Raw genomic sequence first — 18,369 nt, 5'->3', positions numbered from 1 at the left:
AGTGATACTTTGTGCAAAAACCATCAATCAGAACAACTTAACTTTTTGATTTATAAAAAGTTAACCTCATTACACACGCCAATCCACTTTGTCAGGCCTTATCGATCCAATTGCAAAAATGCTTGATTAGGGTGTTTGCGCCACCATCAAGCGCCTACTTGATCGCCCATTCACAGATATTTTTCAGCAGTTTTTGATGCCTTGGTTTCTATCCTAGGCTTTATGGCACAGTTTAATGATCCGTACACACTTGTGTCACATCGTGTTTTATTGACTAGGACTGTGAAAGATTATGATGCCAAGTTTTTTCTGCCCCACTGAAATTCACCCCGGTAATGGCGCTTTACAAAAACTGCCTGAACTGATGCAGCGCTTACAGTCTAAATCTGTTCTGCTGGTGATTGACGCAGCGGTTCTAAAAACACCATTTGGTCAACAGGCACAAACGCTTTTAGGCCAAAGTGGCGTCTCAGTACAAACTTATGACCACGTCGAACCCGATCCCGGTGACGACTTGGTACTGGCCGGCTTTGAAATCGCCCACAGCCACCACGTAGACACAATCGTGGCCATCGGTGGGGGCAGTGCGATCGACATTGCCAAAGCCATTGGCATTCTCGTCACCAACGGCGGCAAGATCCAAGATTACGAAGGTATTGATCGTTATACACAGGCACCCTTACCACTCATTGCCGTCCCCACTACGGCTGGCACCGGCTCAGAGGTCTCAGGTTCTTGTGTCATTACAGACAAAGCTTCTGGCCGAAAAATGTCTATCCGGCATGCCCGTATGAATCCCGCACGCCACGCCATTTTGGATCCGCAAGGGTTGGCAACCGTTCCTGCACATGTTGCAGCACATGCCGGCATCGATGCTTTTGTGCATGCGCTGGAGTCTTACACCTCACGTCAATCCAATGCCATCACCGATGCTTTGAATCTTCAGGCCATTGAGATGATTTCTGCCAGTCTGCCACTTTATGTTCACGATCGACACAACGCAAACGCCGCTCTGCAAACTTTGGTCGGCTCAACTTTGGCGGGTATGACATTTGGTCAAACAGGTTTAGGCAATGTCCATTGTATGGCTCGGTTTGTCGGCGCAAAGTATGGTCTTTCTCATGGTCTATCCAATGCGTTATGTCTGCCAGTCGTTGCGCGTTTTAATGCGGCTGCAGTTGCACCACGTTATGCCCGTGTGGCACAAGCCATGAGGGTCTGCACCCCAGACACACCAGAAGAACAAGGTGTCACACAAGCTTTGCAAGCCATTGAGCGTCTCTGTCTTGAGGTCGGTATTCCAGAAGGACTACGAGCCGTGGGTGCAAACACAGACGATTTTGCGCAAATCGCAAAAGACTGTTTAGCAGCTGGCTACAACCGTTGGAATCCTCGCACGACAACTGAGGCAGATTTTCTGGCGCTCTTACACGACGCTTACTAAATAGATAACATGAGGGGTTCAAGTGACGGGTACGGTCCATCCACAAGTTGATAATGTGCGAGCACATGCTCGCGCACGATCCGACGATTGACTTTACCTTGCGGATTGCGTGGCAGCTTTGGGAGCTGTACGTACAAGCGCGGATGTTTATACCGCGACAACGATGCGACCCGATCACGTGCTTGTTCGGTCCAATCCGAAACCGGATTCTCCGCCGCAGCAATAATGATCTCACCCCAGTAGTCCGATGGCAGTGACAAGACACTGACCTGCATGGCATCAGGCCACCCTGTAAGTAAAGCTTCAATTTCATCAGGATTGACGCGGTAACCACCGGTCTTAATCACATCAGCCACTCGCCCTGTTAACACCAGACGGCCTTCGTCGTCCAGATAGCCGAGATCCCCTGTCTGGTGCCAACCATCCGGTCCATGCGCCTTGAACCCATCAGCGGTCAACGCACCATCCGACATCTGTCGAGCTCTGAGCCAGATTTCACCATCGGCACCTTGATCGTTGTCTGGATCAGGATTATCAATCCGAAGTTCAACACCCGGCGCAGCAAATCCAACACAAGCGCCACTGGCCAGATTCTGTTGCTGATAATAAGCCTGTGTCTGCTGCGGTGTCAGAACTGTAATAGGGTTCACACACTCCGATTTGCCATAAGTGATACGCACAACCGGACCAAACATCGCCTGTGCACGCTGGTAAATCGCTGGGGTTAATGGCTGCGTCCCAGTAAACACACACTGCACATGATCAAACCGTTGCCCTTGAAACAGATCCGTCAGTTTGACTAACACGGTCGGCGGGGCAAAAACAGCTTTCACCGTGGGATCGGGTAGCAGCGCACGTAAAGCCACCTCATCCACACCATTTAAAAGCACGACCTGTGCCCCGTAATCACACCAAGCATAGGTCAGTAAAGACGAGCCGTGAACAAACGGTGTCATCAAAATAATTCGATCGCCCGGCTTTGGCACAAATGGAAACGTGGCCTTGAGCAATTGCTCACCCGTCCAGCGTTTTGCGTGGCTATACACCATACCTTTTGGGCGACCCGTGGTTCCTGAGGTAAAAATGATGCGCCCAGGCAAATGCCCAGGCACAGCCTCAAAACCCACACTAGTGTTCTGATCCAACTCGATCGTTTGAATATCGATCGGCTCCAGGCCCGCGTCTCGAAGAGCTGACATACGGTCTGCTGCCGTCAACACATAACGAAATCCAGCAAGTTGAGCGCACCACATCACTTCATCGAGCGTACTGGAATATCCGACCGGAACCTCGGTCGCACCCCCTAAACGCACCCCATAGGAAGCCCAGACAGCGGCAGGCGTATTGGGTAGCAAAGTGGCCACCGTTTCACCCGCACGAAGCTCAAGCTGTCGAAATAAGACGTTTGCCACTGCGTGTGCGTAGTCATGTAATTGCCAATAGGTTAGGTTTTGTCCATAACCATCATTAACAGCAATTTCATGACCGTATTGACTGGCCAGGCAGCGTAAAGCCCCTGACCAGTCAATATGCCCTAATAGTGGCGTATCGGGCCCATGAGGAGATCGGGTAGCCATGTCGAAATAATTGGGATGTAAGTAACCATCGCAAGCAGAACAACCATCATGATAAAGAAGGGCATTGTGCCGCGCAGAACCTGTGTCAACGGAATATTTGAAATATTACTGATCACAAAAAGATTCAATCCAACCGGCGGTGACATCAAGGCCAATTCCATGTTGATCACGAGCATGACACCGAAATGAATCGGATCAATTTCTAGCGGTGCCAACAATGGAAAAAGAATCGGCACCGTGATCAACATAATTGAGAAGACTTCAAGGAACATGCCTAAAAAGATCAAACCAATGTTCACAAGCAACAAGAACTGCCAGCCCTTGATGTTGTATTCCTTCATCACCTGCATCATGTAATTCGCGATGCCGGTCTCCGTAATCAGATGTCCGAAAGCCAATGCAGTCGCAATAATGATCATGATCGCAGCCGCACTTCGAACTGAATACGTCAGCACAAGGAAGAAATCTTTAAACTGCATGCCGCGATAGACAAAGAGCGCCAGAATCATGGCAACAACTGCGGACAATGCAGCCGTCTCTGTCAAAGTCACAAAACCGCCATACAACCCACCCAACACGACAACGGGCACGGCCAATGCCGGTAGTGCAACGACCGTTTTATGGATACGTTCTTGGAGCGGAATGACTTCGCGAGCGACATAATTGTTTTTCTTTGCAAAGAAATACACATAGACGCACATCATCCCTGCACTAATAAGTCCGGGGATCACACCAGCCAAGAAAAGGCGCGGAATCGACGCATCCGCCAGAACACCGTACACAACGAACGTGAGCGAAGGCGGAATCAAAATACCCAGCGTGCCAGCAGCTGCCAGAATTCCGCCTGCAAACGATGATTTATAACCTTCACGCAACATCGCCGGAATCAGGATCGTACCCATCGCAATCGCAGTCGCAACGGACGAACCACACATCGCCGCAAAAATGGAACAAGTCACCACAGAAACCAGTCCCATTCCACCAGGCATACGACCCAGCCAAGATGTCACGGCTTCAATCAACGCTTTCGCAACACCTCCTCGCTCCATGAAGATGGCTGCAATCACAAAATACGGAATTGCCAGAAGTGTCGGTGAATTAAGCTCATCCAGAATTTTCTGGGCAAGCGGCATCAAACCATCTTCGGCTGCAAAAACCACGCCTGACGTAATACCCATCGTCAGAAAGATTGGAACGCCTAGAATCAGCAGCAGGACAAATATAGGTAGCATCATTCCCAACATATTATTTCCCCTGTCCTGTCAATCGGCGCTTGATGCGCATAAGGTACGCCACACCCATAACCAAAGCACCTGCTGGCAAAGATGCAAAATAAATCCATAAAGGTGTACGTAACATGGTGGTTGAAACGTCACCAAACTCCCAAGACTCATAGGCCACTAGGAAACCGTAGTACCCGATAGTGACGCAAAAAAGCAGTCCCAAAAGATCAGCCAACCACCCCACCAGCTTCTGCATAAAAGGTGGGAACATATTGACAAAGAAGTCCGACTTCACATGTCGATCCGTCAATGTCAATGTCCCTAGCGAAAGAAACACCGCCCAGATGACCATATAGACTTGAAACTCTTCAATAAAGTCGAAGATGTAGTCATGTAAAAACCATCTGGAGATCGCGTTATAAGCACAGAGGATTAGTGCGATAAAAGTCAACCCTCCAACAAAAAACACCTCAATCGGATTTGATGCAGGAATTGCATTGGCTCCTTCATCTAAGTCCTCCTGTGCTTTTTTACGTAAAGCCTCATAAAGCCGGCTTTTGTCTTGATCAGACGTGTCCTGGGCGATGTTTTCTTTTTGCATAATGAATAGCCTTCAATCAGTACTCGACACCTGCTTCTTTAAGTGCTTCGTAGATCTTATTCGTGACTTCTGGGTCGATCTTCATTTCTTCAACCAACTGAGGCTGAATCTGCATGAGCTCTTTACGTGCAGCCGTAATTTGCTCTTTGCTTGGAACAATGACCTTCAAGCCCTGATTAATCAGATTCTCTCTGGCTTTGTCCTGAGCCTTAAGGGCGTTTTCACGCTCCCAAGTCACAGCAATATCCCAAGATTCCAAGATGGCATCCTGAACATCCTTAGGTTGTTTTTTCCAGAAAGCATCCGAGATCATCGGCACATATTGGTTAAACATGTTCTCGTCATCAAACGCGTATTTCATGCCTGAATCCATGAGCTTGGAAGAAGACGCACTTTCATACGTGGTAATCAGACCATCCATCACACCTTGGCTCATGCCCAGCGGCACGTCAGGCCAAGGCACCAAAACAGGAATCCCTCCCAATTTGCTGATTCGGGCCGCATTCCCTGTACCCCCGGGGTAACGAATCTTCTTACCTTTATAGGTGTCGTAGTCAATTTCATCGCTCACACCGAATGTGTGTTGCATTCCCAAGGCCATCCATTTGCCAGGGATTTTGACGCGCATGCGCTTTTCAAAGACTTCATTCAGATAATCACCGATCTCACCGTCCAGCACTTTGTAGACCGTTGGGATATCCACGCCGTAAAACATGGGCAACGTGGGCAACGCGGCGGTCGGCTCAACCGAGTCTAACTGCCATGTACCGGGCACACCCATTTCCACAGCACCTTGTCGTAAAGCGCGGGGAATGTCACGATCTCGGAACAACTGCCCACTGGGGTAGACCGTAATATCAAAACGGTCACCAGTGCGCTTTTTAAGCTCGTCCACAAAAACCTCGACCCCTTTGTTACGCACGTGCACCGGGTTGGTGTCTAGGGCGATACGCATTTTCTCTTGGGCCATGGAGGGTGTTGCCATCAATGACGCGGCCAAACCGACCAGTGCGACACCAACTATTTTATTTTTCAGAATACTCATTGTTGCTCCTCTCTCATAAAGCAAATGACTACATAAAAACGCTATTCACGAGCTTGATTTCTCCAGGCAACGTGATGTCTGTGAAACTCACTCAATGTGTTTTGTCGATCTCCTTTCTGTCATAAATGATTAATCACTCTCAAAAAGCCGTTGAAGATTATCTAGACGCTCCAAATGCAGCAAGCGTTCGTAGAGCGCCTGTGGGTCTGATTTCATGCGGGCCACACCCATTGATTTGGCATACGCACAGCAGTCTAGGAATTTGGCACGCAAATCGGCGTCACTCATGGGATTTTCTGCATTGCCTAATGGAAAGCGGATTTCCCCAGAATCGAGCACACGCCCATCTTTTAGCGTAATGGTCACTCGATCTGAATACGCAAACGCAGGCTCCAGTGGGCAAGGTTTGTCGTTAATTTCACTGGTAACGGTTTCAAACAAGGCTTGAATCTGTGGCGTACGTACAAACTCATCTGTCAGCTGCAACAAGCCTACTTCGCGCGCAACAATCGCACTGGATATCGCAAACTCAATGCTAAATTTGGCTTCCAGTCCGGTTTGCGGACGATGATTACGCAGCATTAATGCCTGAGCGGGTCCGAGTGTGACATGTACCGACTGCACATCATCCGCCTGCAAATCATATTCATTCGCGAGCGACAATGTGCCATCAATCACACGGTGACACGAATAGCAAACGGGATAGCGTTTAATCGACAATCCGGTTTCCAATATACGTAACTCGCGCCCAAGACGACTCGCTGGTGAAGTTCGATCAGCATTTTGTTCAACAGACAATGCATTGAGGTAACCCGCCCCATGCTCAAACACATCGGGTGAAGCCGTCATTCCTAACTGCGCGAGCTGCACTGCCTCGATGGCATTGGCCGCTGCACGACCAGCGTGATACGGCTTGGTCATCGAACCAAAGTTAGCCACCAAGCCACTGGCCATACTGGCTGCAATCGCCAGTGCCACCGAGCTTTGCTGAGCATCTAAGCCATTGAGGTAAGCCACTGACGCTGCCGCCCCGACAACCCCGAGGACCGCTGTTGGATGCCATCCTTTCAAATGGTATTTACCCGGTTCGCGTGCGATCAGTTCTGCCCAGACCTCATATCCCACGATATAAGCTTTCAGCGCTTGCTCACCTGTGATCTGAAGCAAATGACCTTGAGCAAGAATAGCGGCCGTTAAGACCACACTGGGGTGACCCGCGAGTGCCACATCGTCATAATCCAAGGCGTGTCCAGTCGTTGCATTCAGACAAGCTGCAACTGTGGTTGGCTTCAGTAAGTTATCAAAATACGGCAATGGGGCCTGCGCAGGCTCATTCACCGATTCAAAATGGCGCATCAAAATGTCGACCACCGGCTCATTGGCACCGGCCATCATCGTACCAATCGTGTCAGTCATCCCGGTTTTAGCGATCGCATACGCCCGCTCACGTTCTGAGCCAAAAGTGGGTGAAGCGACAAACTGCGCTAAAGCAGCAGTTAGTGAGTCAGTCATAAAAATTCCTTCGAAAAACTCGGTGATTAAGGTGCAAACCCTTCCTCAAAACGATCTGGGCATCCCCAAAATATGTTCCGCGATATAAGACAACACAAGATTGGTTGAAATCGGGGCAATCTGAAACAGCCTGGTTTCACGCCATTTACGTTCAACATCATATTCACGCGCATAGCCAAACCCGCCATGGTTTTGCAGACAGGCTTCTGCTGCCATCCAGGTTGCTTCAGACGCCAGCAACTTGCCCATATTGGCGTCATCTCCACAAGGTAGTCCGGCATCAAATCGGGCTGCTGCCCGACGCAACAACAAATCAGCCGCCTGTGCATGCGCCCAAGCCCGCGCCACTGGAAATTGCACGGCTTGGTTTTGGCCAATCGGGCGCTGGAAAACGACACGTGAACTCACATAATCCACAGAGCGCTGTGTAAACCAACGTGCATCTCCTAGCGCTTCTGCAGATACGAGAATACGCTCAGCATTCATTCCATCTAAGATGTACCGAAAACCACGTCCTTCTTCACCAATTAAACTATCGGCTGGAATTTTTAGCTCTTCAAAAAACACTTCCGTGGCATTGTGATTCACCATGGCTTCAATCGGGCGGATCTCTAATCCATGACCTAGTGCTTCTCGGATATCAATTAAAAACACAGACAGTCCATCACTTTTCTTGGTGACCTGCTCGAGTGGTGTTGTGCGCGCCAACAACAGCATTAAATCCGAATGTAATGCCCGTGAAGTCCAGACTTTCTGCCCATTGATGACATAGTGATCACCCTGCCGAACGGCTCGGGTTTTTAGGCGTGTGGTATCCGTACCCGTTGTCGGTTCAGTCACACCAAACGCCTGCAAACGCAGTTCTCCGCGTGCAATCGCTGGTAAGTATTTCTCTTTTTGTGCCGCACTGCCATGGCGCAGCACCGTGCCCATGGTATACATCTGCGCGTGACACGCCCCGGCATTACAGCCACTGGCATGAATTTCCTCAAGAATCACCATCGCAGCGCGAAGCGGCATGCCGCTGCCGCCATATTCTTGTGGGATCAGCGCTGCCAGATAACCGGCATCCGTCAAAGTCTGTACAAACTCGGTCGGATACGCTTGCTTCGCTTCGAGCTCACGCCAATAACTGCCCGGGAAATCCGCACAAAGCCGTCGCACACTTTCACGAATTTCTGGATAATCCTCACCGCCATCCAACATCAACGGCCCTGTTGTTGCATTCTCCACGCTAAAAGTCCCCCCCTTTATGTTTGATCATTCAGATCATCAACACACCCAATTTGTATGCATCTGCCTAATTTTTTATGCGCTTATTTTATTTTTATGCGCTTACTTAATGCTTTTGGGTTCTGCTCTTTTTAAGCAGCCTGAACTCGCTGTGCGGCCGATACATAATTTGTTGGTAAGCCTGCTCTGGCGATCGCACCCTGCATTTCAATATCGGGCAGACTCGCGGCCACAATCTGACGGATCTGAACCAGTGCATCCAGATCTACACCAGTTTCATAACCCATGGAATCCAGCATGTAACACAGGTCTTCCATGACGATATTGCCCGTGGCACCTGGTGCAAATGGACAACCACCCAATCCGGCCAGTGACGCATCAAAGCGCGTCACACCGCAATCAAGCGCCGCGCTCACATTGGCCAGACCCGTGCCGCGAGTATCATGGAAGTGCGCCGCAACAGGCACATCACCGACTTCCCGCAGAACCGCTGTAAAGACATCGCGCACTTGCAAGGGATCCGCATAACCCACCGTATCGGCAACCACAATTTCTTCGGCTCCAGCTTCTACAAGCTCCACGGCCAATCGCACCACGTCATCGACTGAAACACGTCCTTCGTAAGAACAACCCAAAGCGGTGGACAAACCACCCCCCAAAAGCGGGCGCTGATCCGCGGGCTGTTCAGCGATGAGTTGCGCAATCGCTTTAAAGTCCTCAATCGACTCCTCGGGCGTGCGTCGTACGTTTTTCATATTGTGCGTGCGGCTCACTGACATCACAAAATTAAGCTTACGAACACCCAGCTCAATGCCTCGTTGCGCGCCACGCAGGTTGGGAATCAATGCAGAAACCATCAAATCCGGTATTTGCAACGCAGCCTCAGTCACTTGTGCCGCATCTGCAAACTGCGGTAAAAGCTTGGGCGGCACATAAGAAGTGACCTCAATCTCACCGACACCCGCTGCCGCTTCTGCTCGGATCCAGCGCAATTTATCGGCTGTTGGCATGACGGTCGGATGTATCTGCAACCCGTCTCTCAATCCAACTTCGCGAACAATAATTTTATTTTTCATCTCTCCCCTCTTTATGCGAATTTTGTTTGATACATTTTATTCGCCTCGAAAGACCGGCTTACGTTTCTCAACAAACGCAGCCACACCCTCCATGCGATCTTTGGTATCAACCAAATGGTTATATGCCTCAATCTCAAACCGAAACGCTGTTCGCAGCTCCATCTGTGAACCGTAACGAACTGATTTCTTAATCTGACGCACCGACAAGGGTGCATTCCCAGCAATCACGCGTGCTGTTTCAAGCGCATCTTCATAGGCTTTACCGGGCTCACTCAAATGATTAATCAATCCCCAGTCACTGGCTTGTTGTGCATCGAATGGTCGGCCTGTCAACAAAATCTCTTTGGCCCGCCGCTCACCAATGGCACGTGGCAAATTCTGGGTTCCACCAGCACCCGGCATAAAACCCAGCGTGACTTCGGTCAACGCAAAGCGAGCGGGTCGACTGGCATAGATGAAATCGCACGACAAGGCGAGTTCTAACCCACCGGCATAAGCGTGGCCATTGACCGCAGCGATAATCGGCAATGGCAAATCTACTAAGGTCCAGAACATTCGCTCGAACATTTCATGCTGCAAAGTCCAGTCTCGCCGACTCATGCCATTGCGCTCTTTCAGATCACCGCCCGCACAAAATATACGATCACCCGCACCCGTCAAGACCAGACACCGAACATCACCAGCATCTGCGGTCAAACGATTCCAAAGGTCTAACAAATCAAGCCCCATCTGGGTATTAATGGCATTGCCCGCTTCAGGCCGATTTAACGTGACCTTCAACACATGGGGTTCAACCATGGTTGCATCGATCGTTTCATAGTCCGGCAATTCTTTCATGATTTTGATTCATCCTTTTTCAGTAAATCATTATGCTCGCCCAGCTTTGGTGGGGCAAATCGTGGTGTAGGCCGCTCTCCACCAAAGCTCAGGGGCAGACCGAGAAACTGCATGCCTGTTCCTGGTACATCCTGCAACAACCCTAAAGCAGCTGTCTGCTCATGCGCAAGCATTTGTTTCAAATTATTCACAGGTGAACACGGAATACCAGTGGCTTCCAAAGCCTCTTGCCACCAAGCGGTTGATTTGAGACGCACCTGCTCTTCGATTAATCGATAAAGTTCGACCTGATGACGCACTCGGCTTTCATTATTCATAAAGCGCGCATCATCAACCCATTGCTCACAGCCGAGAACCTGGCATAGTTTTTGAAATAAGCGATCGCTACCGGCAGCAATCACGATCTCACCATCAGCCGTCTCGTACCCTCGGTAGGGCACAATGCCTGAAGCCCCAGAGCCTTGCCGTTGCGGCACTTCACCACTGGCTAGAAACTGTGCTGCCATTAATGAAACCCAACAAGTGGCGGTTTCAAACAAGGACACATCGACCACCTCACCTTGACCGGTTTGCATGCGTCGCATCAAGGCACACAGCACACCAATCACGGCCCACATGCCGGTTCCCATATCCACCAACGACGCGCCCACCCGAACCGCAGGACGACCTTCTTCACCTGTGGTGCTCATAATGCCAGCAAAAGCCTGCATCAAAGGGTCATAACCTGGGCGATCTTTTAATGGCCCTTCACGACCAAACGCACCCAAATTGCAATAAATCAAAGAGGGCTTTAACGCCATGAGTGTCTGTGCATCCAGACCCAGGGTTTCCATTTGACCCGGTCGCAAGTTCTGAATCACCACATCCGCTTGCTCCACAATAAAATCCACGAGCGCACTACGTTGCGCATCATCGCGCAATTCACATACCACTGAATACTTGTTGCGGTTGAGTGATTGAAAATAAGCAGACGCACCTTCCCAGAAAGGTGGCCCCCACCCGCGGGCTGCATCACCCACTGCGTTTTCCACTTTCAATACACGTGCACCCAGCTCACTGAAAATCTGACCCGCGAAAGGACCTGCCACGCTGGTACTGATTTCAACGATCGTCACACCCTCAAAAGGGCGTGTCTTGTCACTCTGGATTTTGTCGTGCCCATTTTTATTCATGGTTCTCGAGTCAAAAATTTAAAATTCAAACCTACAAAGACTTGCTCAATCAAGCTTTCGTAATGAACAAGCTCAATCCATCATAAATATAAAAACAACCTACGAAATCATATTTTTATCGGTATTAACCATGAGATTTCAGATAAACACGACAGTTGTTCGTCAGGTTATACAGAAACCTAAGCACATTCATTCGTGTTCAAATTCTTCCTAACCACTTCTCGAACAAACGATCATCCCATGCCTATTTCTGTCCTTGAATCCCGTCTTTATAAAGATATGTTCGGCAGCGAACGTATGCGCGCCATATTTAACGATGAAGCCACTATTGCTCGATATACAGAGGTGGAAGTCGCCTTGGCCAAAGTGCAAGGTGAACTGGGTGTCATCCCAAAAGAGGCCGCCAAAGCAATCATCCAACACGCAGACTCCTCCAAACTGGATTACGACCTCCTAAAGCAAGAAACCGAAATCGTTGGCTATCCGATTCTGCCTCTAGTCAATCAACTCGCCAAAATCTGCGGTCCACAAGGCGAATATCTACACTGGGGCGCGACGACACAAGACATCATGGATACAGGTGCCGTCCTTCAGGTTCGTGCCGCTCTAGAAGTCATCGAAAGTGAACTCGAGACTTTAGACGGCATTCTGGACGCATTGGCAGAAAAGTACCGAGACACACCCATGGCTGGGCGCACTCACCTGCAACACGCACTGCCCATTACCTTCGGATACAAAGCAGGCATCTGGTTACTGATGATTCGACGCCATCGTGAGCGACTGCAGCAACTCAAACCCCGTGCCTTGATTGGACAGCTTGCAGGGGCTGCGGGTACGCTCGCCTCTCTGGGCAAAGATGGGCTGGCAGTCAACGAAGCGTTGATGAAAGAACTGGGCTTAGGGAGTAGTCCGATTGCTTGGCATGTTGCGCGTGACGGTCTGATCGAAACCGTTCAGTTTCTGGGGCTCGTGACCAGTTCACTTGGCAAAATCGCCCTCGATATCATGCTCATGATGTCCAATGAATACGCTGAAGTTTTTGAACCCTTCGTCAAAGGACGGGGCGCATCCAGCACCATGCCACAAAAGCGCAACCCCATCTCTTGCGAGTTGATGTGGGCCGCAGCCAAATCTGTCCGAGAAAAAGCCAGTCTCGGTTTAGACGCCATGATGCAGGACTTTGAACGAGCAACTGGCCCATGGCACTTGGAATGGTCTGTCATTCCTGAAGCATTTATCCTAACGGCCGGTTCTCTGGCACAAGCCAACTTTATGCTCGCTGGTTTAGAGGTCGATACAGAACGTATGCGTCGCAATCTGGATATCACCTCTGGTCTGATCGTTGCTGAGGCCGTTATGATGGGTCTCGCGCCTCACATTGGTCGACAAACCGCCCATGACGTCGTGTATGACGCCTGCAGAAAAGCCGCACAAAGCCATCGACCATTAGCCGATGTTTTAGGCGAAGACCAGAAAGTGTCTGAACGTTTGAATCAAGCCGAAATTGCCGCACTTTGCGATCCACAAAACTATCTCGGGAGCGCACCCCAAATGGTTGATCGGGTACGCGCTTTCCGACCAGATTAATCGCTCATTTAAAAATCACACAAAAACCAGTTACTTATGTCTACTCTGACCATTGCCGCTAACGACATCATCGACAGCATTGCCGATGCCTTACAGTTTGTCAGTCATCACCATCCGGTTGATTTTATTGAAGCACTCAAGCGCGCTTATGCCCGTGAAACAAAGGCACCGGCACGTGCAGCGCTGCAACAACTCCTCATCAACAGTCGCCAAAGTGCGTTTGCACAGCGACCTGTCTGTCAGGACACGGGGGTGGCACATGTGTATTTTCGGGTGGGTATGGATGTACGCATCAGTGCACCAGACGAGCCCTGTACGCCGTCATTTCAGACCATGGCCAATCGAGCCACTGCTCGTGCTTATTGCTTCCCACAAAACAAACTACGCGCATCCATGATTGAAGATCCACTGGGTGCTAGACGCGACACCCATGACAACACACCAGCTGTCGTGCATGTGGAACTCGTCGAAGGTCAGACCTTTGAAGTCACAGTTGCCGCCAAAGGCGGTGGTGGTGATGTCAAAGCCCGCTACGCCATGCTCAATCCCAGTGACTCCATTGCCGACTGGGTGATCTCTCAGATCCCAACCATGGGTGCAGGTTGGTGTCCACCCGGTGCCATTGGCATTGGGGTGGGTGGCAGCCCTGAACAAGCCATGTTTCTTGCCAAGCGAGCGGTTTTGAATCCCATCGACATTGAGGAGTTAATTGCACGCGACCCTTCCAACCCAACCGAAGCCTTACGACTTGAACTCTACGAGCGCATCAATGAACTTGGGATTGGTGCACAAGGGCTTGGGGGTGACACCACGGTTCTGGACGTCAAAGTCGAATCGTTGCCATCACATGCTGCGCTCAAACCCGTTGCCATCTTGCCCAACTGTGCAGCCACCCGCTTTATCAAATTCACACTGGATGGCAAGGGTCCCGCACAATTCGAACCGACCCCGATGTCTGTCTGGGACGATATTCCAGACACGCTTCCAAACACAGGTGGGCGTCGTGTGAGCCTTGATGGCATCACCAAAGAAGAGATTGCAACCTGGCAAGCCGGTGACACTTTGCTTGTGTCCGGTCGAATTCTGACAGCCCGGGATGCCGCCCACAAACGAATGGCCGATACGCTGGCACGCAACGAGCCTTTGCCTGTTGACCTGACCGGCAGAACCCTTTTCTATGTCGGCCCGGTGGATCCGGTCGGTGATGAGGTGGTCGGTCCAGCAGGCCCAACTACCTCCACGCGCATGGACAAATTCATGCCGCAACTAATGGGTGAATGTGGCTTGCTGGTGACAATCGGCAAAGCTGAGCGCACGCCAATCGCCATGGATGCCATTAAAGCAGCCGGTGGTGCTTACCTGATGACCACAGGGGGTGCCGCTTATCTGGTTTCCAAATCAATTCGCAGTGCAAAACTCCTCGCCTATGAAGACCTTGGCATGGAAGCCATCTATGAGTTTGAAGTCGTCGACATGCCCGTGGTTGTGGCCGTTGACGCAAGCGGCACCACTGTCTACCGACACTTCCATCTAGTTGAGGCGTAAACGATGATCCGATGGATGCGGTGATCCGAGCTAAAACTTCGACTGTTCAGGCACCGTCCTTGTGCTCATGGATCACCAACCGTTTGATTTCCAGCTCATCGATTTGTGCACGTGCGATGCGCAAGCGACCAATGGTTAAGGCGCCAATGGCCAGTGCACCCAGCGCAAAAGCACCGATTGCAACTGCACCGATCGCAACACCCGTCACTACACGCGGCGCTGGTATCTGAGCCATTGTTTTAAGAGAAGGTTTCATAGATGTGTGGCTCCTTCAGGACTTATTTTTTGGAGTGAGAAAACACGGGGTTCTGAACAGCCTGATCCCAGTCTGCATCTTCAATGCGTTGCAGGTATAGGCGGTACAGCACAGAATCAGGTTCAGCTTGCAGTAAAGCTTCAAACAGAGCTTGCGCTTTTGCTAGATCACCTGATCGATACGCATCGAGTGCCACCCCAAACCCTTGGGTCTGCGCTTTCTTAACTGGATCGGCATCTGCGGCAATTGGTTCGTAAATATACAGAGGTGCACTGCGACCTTTGACCCGGACATAGTCGATGTCCTGATAGATGAATTCTGGCGCTGCTTCCCGCGTCACATCACTCACCAAAATCGGCACACCATAATGTGCAGTCAGACTCTCAAGTCGAGCGCCAAGGTTCACCGCATCTCCCAGAACGGTATAAGCGCGCCGGTAATGCGAGCCCATGTCGCCCACGTTCATCATACCGGTATTTAGACCGATCCCAATACGTAAAGGCGGCCATCCTTTGGCGACAAATTCTTTGCGCAAGTCCTCCATCCGAGCCTGCATGGCAAGTGCCGCAGCCACAGCATTTTTTGCGTGATGGGGATCGTTCAGTGGTGCATTCCAAAAAGCCATCACCATATCACCCACGTACTTATCGATCGTCCCATGATGATCAAAAATCACTTTGGTCACAGCTGAGAGGTAATCATTCAGCATCGATTTCAATTCAGAAGCGGTGAGCTTTTCTGAGACCGCTGTAAATCCGCGCACGTCCGCAAACAAAACCGTCATCTCACGCTGCTCACCATCAAGGGACACTGCTTCAGGATCTTGCAACATACGCTGCACGTGTTGCTCAGGCACATATTCACCGAAGAGCCTCTGAATCATGTGTTTTTGATGGGCGGTTTGGAGATACCCCATGGTGATATTCAGGCCTGCTACAGCCATCACCGTCAATACCTGCAAAGCCAGGGGCAATGCTAAATGGAACACCTGCCAAGACACGATGTTAAATAAAACCAGTCCACCCATCACCAGACCAGACTGAATGATCGCCACAACGGGTGCTCGACCCGGCAATAAAAACGCGAGTAGAAACCCTGCGGCCAGCAACAGAATCAAATCAGCACCCGACTCCCAATCAGGCTGGTGATAGAGTGGCGAAGGATGACGCCATGTATCAGTCCAAGACGACACCGTGTTTTGTGTTTCATGCTGATGGACGGCTGCCTGTAAAAGCACATCCAACACATTGGCGTGAGCTTCGACGCCTGGATAACCAGTTTGCAAAGGCGTTGTCCGCAAATCAGCTAGGCCCAACGCAGAAGTACCCACTAAAACCACTGCCCCTTCTAACTGCGCCAGTGTGGCCTCATCAGCGGTTCCTCGCAGCACATCGGTTGCAGAAATCGTCGGAAAACTCTGCGCCCCACCCTTATAAGGTACAAGCAAGCTCGCACCTCGATCGAGGTCAATCACGACGGAGCGACCAATAGCTACGCCAATCACAGGCCCATCGTCTGAGCCTGCTTGCACAAGCCGCAGCCAAGGTGCATTCAACAGAATTCGCGCCATTTCAAGGCTTAATGAACTATAGATCCCTTGCCCATGACGAAGCAAAAGCGGCATGCGTCGCATGACACCATCCACGTCAGGAATGGCCACGATATAGCCACTGGTCAACGCATGTTCCGTCAAGACCGAAAGGTTAGCCGTATAGTCTGGCATCTGTAACAAACCAAGACCCGTACCAGCGCCGTCAAACTCCATCAGCGGGGGTGGTAATTCACCCGTGCTATAGCCATCTCGATGAAAAAAATAACCTAAAACTGTTTGTTCTGAGAGCACCTCAGCCAACTGCGCATCACTGTCAAAGCGATCGGTCATTGGCGCCAGTTCAGACCGTAACTGCTCGGATAAGAGCTCATCATCGAGCAATGCTTGAATCGGGTTTAAAGAGGCTTCAGAAAAAACCACATCCAAGCCAGTTAACACAGCGCCTCTGGCAGCCAATGCATCAATCAAGGCACCCACTTTAGCTCGGTCCCAAGGCCAACGACCCTCGTTTTGTAGGCTGGCCTCATCAATATCAACGATGACAATAGGCACCAAGGGTGGCCGTTCGGGGGGCCACAATCGGAATCGCATGTCATACCACACCGCATTAATTCGAGACACGACCGTGTCTTGTGTACCTGCCGTATCGGACGTCATCTGGATCAAACCCATGATGATCGTCAGCGCCACACTCATTGCAATGAGTCGCCACCGCATGCTTTTTATTCTCCAGGTCGTTTGCCCGACTCAGTCTTTTAAAACCAAAAGGTCACACAAGGACGACTGGGCGATTAAGTACCACTAGAGCCGGGAGGTAAATCATCATCCTCAAGCCCACCTCCACCTCCAATATACTCATTTTCTGATTCTGATCCACCTGTCGGACTCGTTGGGTCAAAACCTGGCAATGTTCCATATCACTCACACTGGTCACAAAGTCCTGGCCAACCATACCATCGGTACTGACGATATCTCCATAGTTATTTTGTGTATCCAGCGCCATTTCACTATCCATGCTCTCAGCCAAAGGAGATGATGATGGCAAAGAGGCAGGTGCCAAGCCAAGGTCAACCGGTGCTTCCTCAGACAAGCGAGGGGCTGATTCAAGTGTCACTTCAGCATTATGGCCAGATGGCACATCCAGTGTGCCGTGATCGTTCGTCAAAACGACTCGACCTTCACCCACATGAACCCGTAGCGTATCGGCAGGAAATAAAACAGCGGTGTATTGTGTGCCTCGAATCCCCAGTGTGGCAACCGGTGTTTTGAGTTGATAGTCTTCATGACGGACTTTACCGATAGCACCAGACACCGTGCGCAATCCGCTTTTGAGTAAACCAAAGACCGCCGTCTCAGTCTCCCCTTCTTTGTAGAAATAATCTTCGACCACAAAGACGGAATCAGCCATCAACGAGACCAAACCGCCATCCGTAAATCGCATCTGAACACGAGAATAACCCCCCGTTTCAATGCGTTCTTTGCGGTAAATTTGGTCAGATTTCTGCAGTGTGCGATTCACCTGACCGTAAGCGCCACCGCATCGGCGTGATGACACCGCACGTCAGATGATGCATACTTGCTGAGCAGGATATTGTCTGTCAGATTATTGTGACTTGCGAGGTTAAGGGCTGGTCAGCGAAGTGTTGCTTCCACAGCCTTGGTATGAGAGTGTGGACCTGGCTGTCTGGCTGCATTGAAACGCGTTGCAA

At 50.6% G+C, this 18,369-nt stretch carries 15 protein-coding genes; 3 read left to right on the top strand and 12 right to left on the bottom strand.

Features of this window, described 5'->3' with window-relative positions:
* Positions 1 to 292 precede the first annotated feature (292 nt).
* A complete protein-coding gene (locus tag ACOI06_RS11510) occupies positions 293 to 1,444 on the top strand; it encodes an iron-containing alcohol dehydrogenase (protein ID WP_420662738.1) in 1,152 nt (383 codons plus the stop codon).
* Here ACOI06_RS11510 and ACOI06_RS11505 read toward each other — a convergent pair.
* From ACOI06_RS11505 to ACOI06_RS11465, 9 genes are all read right to left on the bottom strand, one after another.
* Positions 1,441 to 3,021: a class I adenylate-forming enzyme family protein gene (locus ACOI06_RS11505; RefSeq protein ID WP_420662737.1), complete on the bottom strand. Its 1,581-nt coding sequence runs from the start codon at positions 3,019 to 3,021 to the stop codon at positions 1,441 to 1,443. The two genes, ACOI06_RS11510 and ACOI06_RS11505, sit on opposite strands and share 4 nt — an antisense overlap.
* Positions 2,979 to 4,265 carry a TRAP transporter large permease gene (locus tag ACOI06_RS11500; protein ID WP_420662736.1) on the bottom strand — a complete coding sequence of 429 codons (1,287 nt, stop codon included), beginning with the start codon at positions 4,263 to 4,265 and terminating at the stop codon, positions 2,979 to 2,981. The genes ACOI06_RS11505 and ACOI06_RS11500 overlap by 43 nt, the downstream gene beginning before the upstream one ends.
* A 1-nt stretch (position 4,266) precedes the next feature.
* Positions 4,267 to 4,845, bottom strand: a complete 579-nt coding sequence (locus tag ACOI06_RS11495; RefSeq protein WP_420662735.1) for a TRAP transporter small permease — start codon at positions 4,843 to 4,845, stop codon at positions 4,267 to 4,269.
* Between the two features lie 16 nt (positions 4,846 to 4,861).
* On the bottom strand, positions 4,862 to 5,890 hold the full coding sequence (gene dctP, locus ACOI06_RS11490) for a TRAP transporter substrate-binding protein DctP (protein WP_420662734.1): 1,029 nt from the start codon (positions 5,888 to 5,890) through the stop codon (positions 4,862 to 4,864).
* A 129-nt stretch (positions 5,891 to 6,019) separates the two neighbouring features.
* The gene (locus tag ACOI06_RS11485; RefSeq protein WP_420662733.1) at positions 6,020 to 7,402 is read right to left on the bottom strand and encodes an MmgE/PrpD family protein; all 1,383 of its coding nucleotides are present in this window, start codon (positions 7,400 to 7,402) and stop codon (positions 6,020 to 6,022) included.
* A gap of 45 nt (positions 7,403 to 7,447) precedes the next feature.
* On the bottom strand, positions 7,448 to 8,608 hold the full coding sequence (locus ACOI06_RS11480) for an acyl-CoA dehydrogenase family protein (protein ID WP_420662794.1): 1,161 nt from the start codon (positions 8,606 to 8,608) through the stop codon (positions 7,448 to 7,450).
* Positions 8,609 to 8,766: 158 nt separating this feature from the next.
* On the bottom strand, positions 8,767 to 9,711 hold the full coding sequence (locus tag ACOI06_RS11475; RefSeq protein WP_420662732.1) for a hydroxymethylglutaryl-CoA lyase: 945 nt from the start codon (positions 9,709 to 9,711) through the stop codon (positions 8,767 to 8,769).
* A 36-nt stretch (positions 9,712 to 9,747) separates the two neighbouring features.
* Complete coding sequence (locus ACOI06_RS11470) at positions 9,748 to 10,548, bottom strand: enoyl-CoA hydratase/isomerase family protein (protein ID WP_420662731.1); 801 nt, start codon at positions 10,546 to 10,548, stop codon at positions 9,748 to 9,750.
* Positions 10,545 to 11,720: a CaiB/BaiF CoA transferase family protein gene (locus tag ACOI06_RS11465; RefSeq protein WP_420662730.1), complete on the bottom strand. Its 1,176-nt coding sequence runs from the start codon at positions 11,718 to 11,720 to the stop codon at positions 10,545 to 10,547. Before ACOI06_RS11465 ends, ACOI06_RS11470 begins: the two co-directional genes overlap by 4 nt.
* Before the next feature lie 240 nt (positions 11,721 to 11,960).
* Between ACOI06_RS11465 and ACOI06_RS11460 the strand changes: the two genes are divergently transcribed.
* Together ACOI06_RS11460 and ACOI06_RS11455 are read left to right on the top strand one after the other, a co-directional pair.
* The gene (locus ACOI06_RS11460; RefSeq protein ID WP_420662729.1) at positions 11,961 to 13,307 is read left to right on the top strand and encodes a class-II fumarase/aspartase family protein; all 1,347 of its coding nucleotides are present in this window, start codon (positions 11,961 to 11,963) and stop codon (positions 13,305 to 13,307) included.
* 36 nt (positions 13,308 to 13,343) lie between these two features.
* The gene (locus ACOI06_RS11455) at positions 13,344 to 14,852 is read left to right on the top strand and encodes a fumarate hydratase (protein WP_420662728.1); all 1,509 of its coding nucleotides are present in this window, start codon (positions 13,344 to 13,346) and stop codon (positions 14,850 to 14,852) included.
* 46 nt (positions 14,853 to 14,898) lie between these two features.
* Here the strand turns inward: ACOI06_RS11455 and ACOI06_RS11450 are convergent, their stop codons facing one another.
* Genes ACOI06_RS11450 through ACOI06_RS11440 form a run of 3 tightly spaced genes read right to left on the bottom strand, consistent with a single transcriptional unit; the run spans position 14,899 to position 18,179 of the window.
* Positions 14,899 to 15,108 carry a hypothetical protein gene (locus ACOI06_RS11450; protein WP_420662727.1) on the bottom strand — a complete coding sequence of 70 codons (210 nt, stop codon included), beginning with the start codon at positions 15,106 to 15,108 and terminating at the stop codon, positions 14,899 to 14,901.
* 22 nt (positions 15,109 to 15,130) lie between these two features.
* On the bottom strand, positions 15,131 to 17,377 hold the full coding sequence (locus ACOI06_RS11445; protein WP_420662726.1) for a CHASE2 domain-containing protein: 2,247 nt from the start codon (positions 17,375 to 17,377) through the stop codon (positions 15,131 to 15,133).
* A gap of 52 nt (positions 17,378 to 17,429) precedes the next feature.
* A complete protein-coding gene (locus tag ACOI06_RS11440) occupies positions 17,430 to 18,179 on the bottom strand; it encodes a FecR family protein (protein WP_420662725.1) in 750 nt (249 codons plus the stop codon).
* Positions 18,180 to 18,369 lie beyond the last annotated feature (190 nt).

The organism is Orrella sp. 11846 (assembly GCF_048820935.1).
Classification (GTDB): Bacteria; Pseudomonadota; Gammaproteobacteria; order Burkholderiales; family Burkholderiaceae_B; genus Algicoccus.
This window is presented reverse-complemented; position numbering and strand designations above follow the sequence as displayed.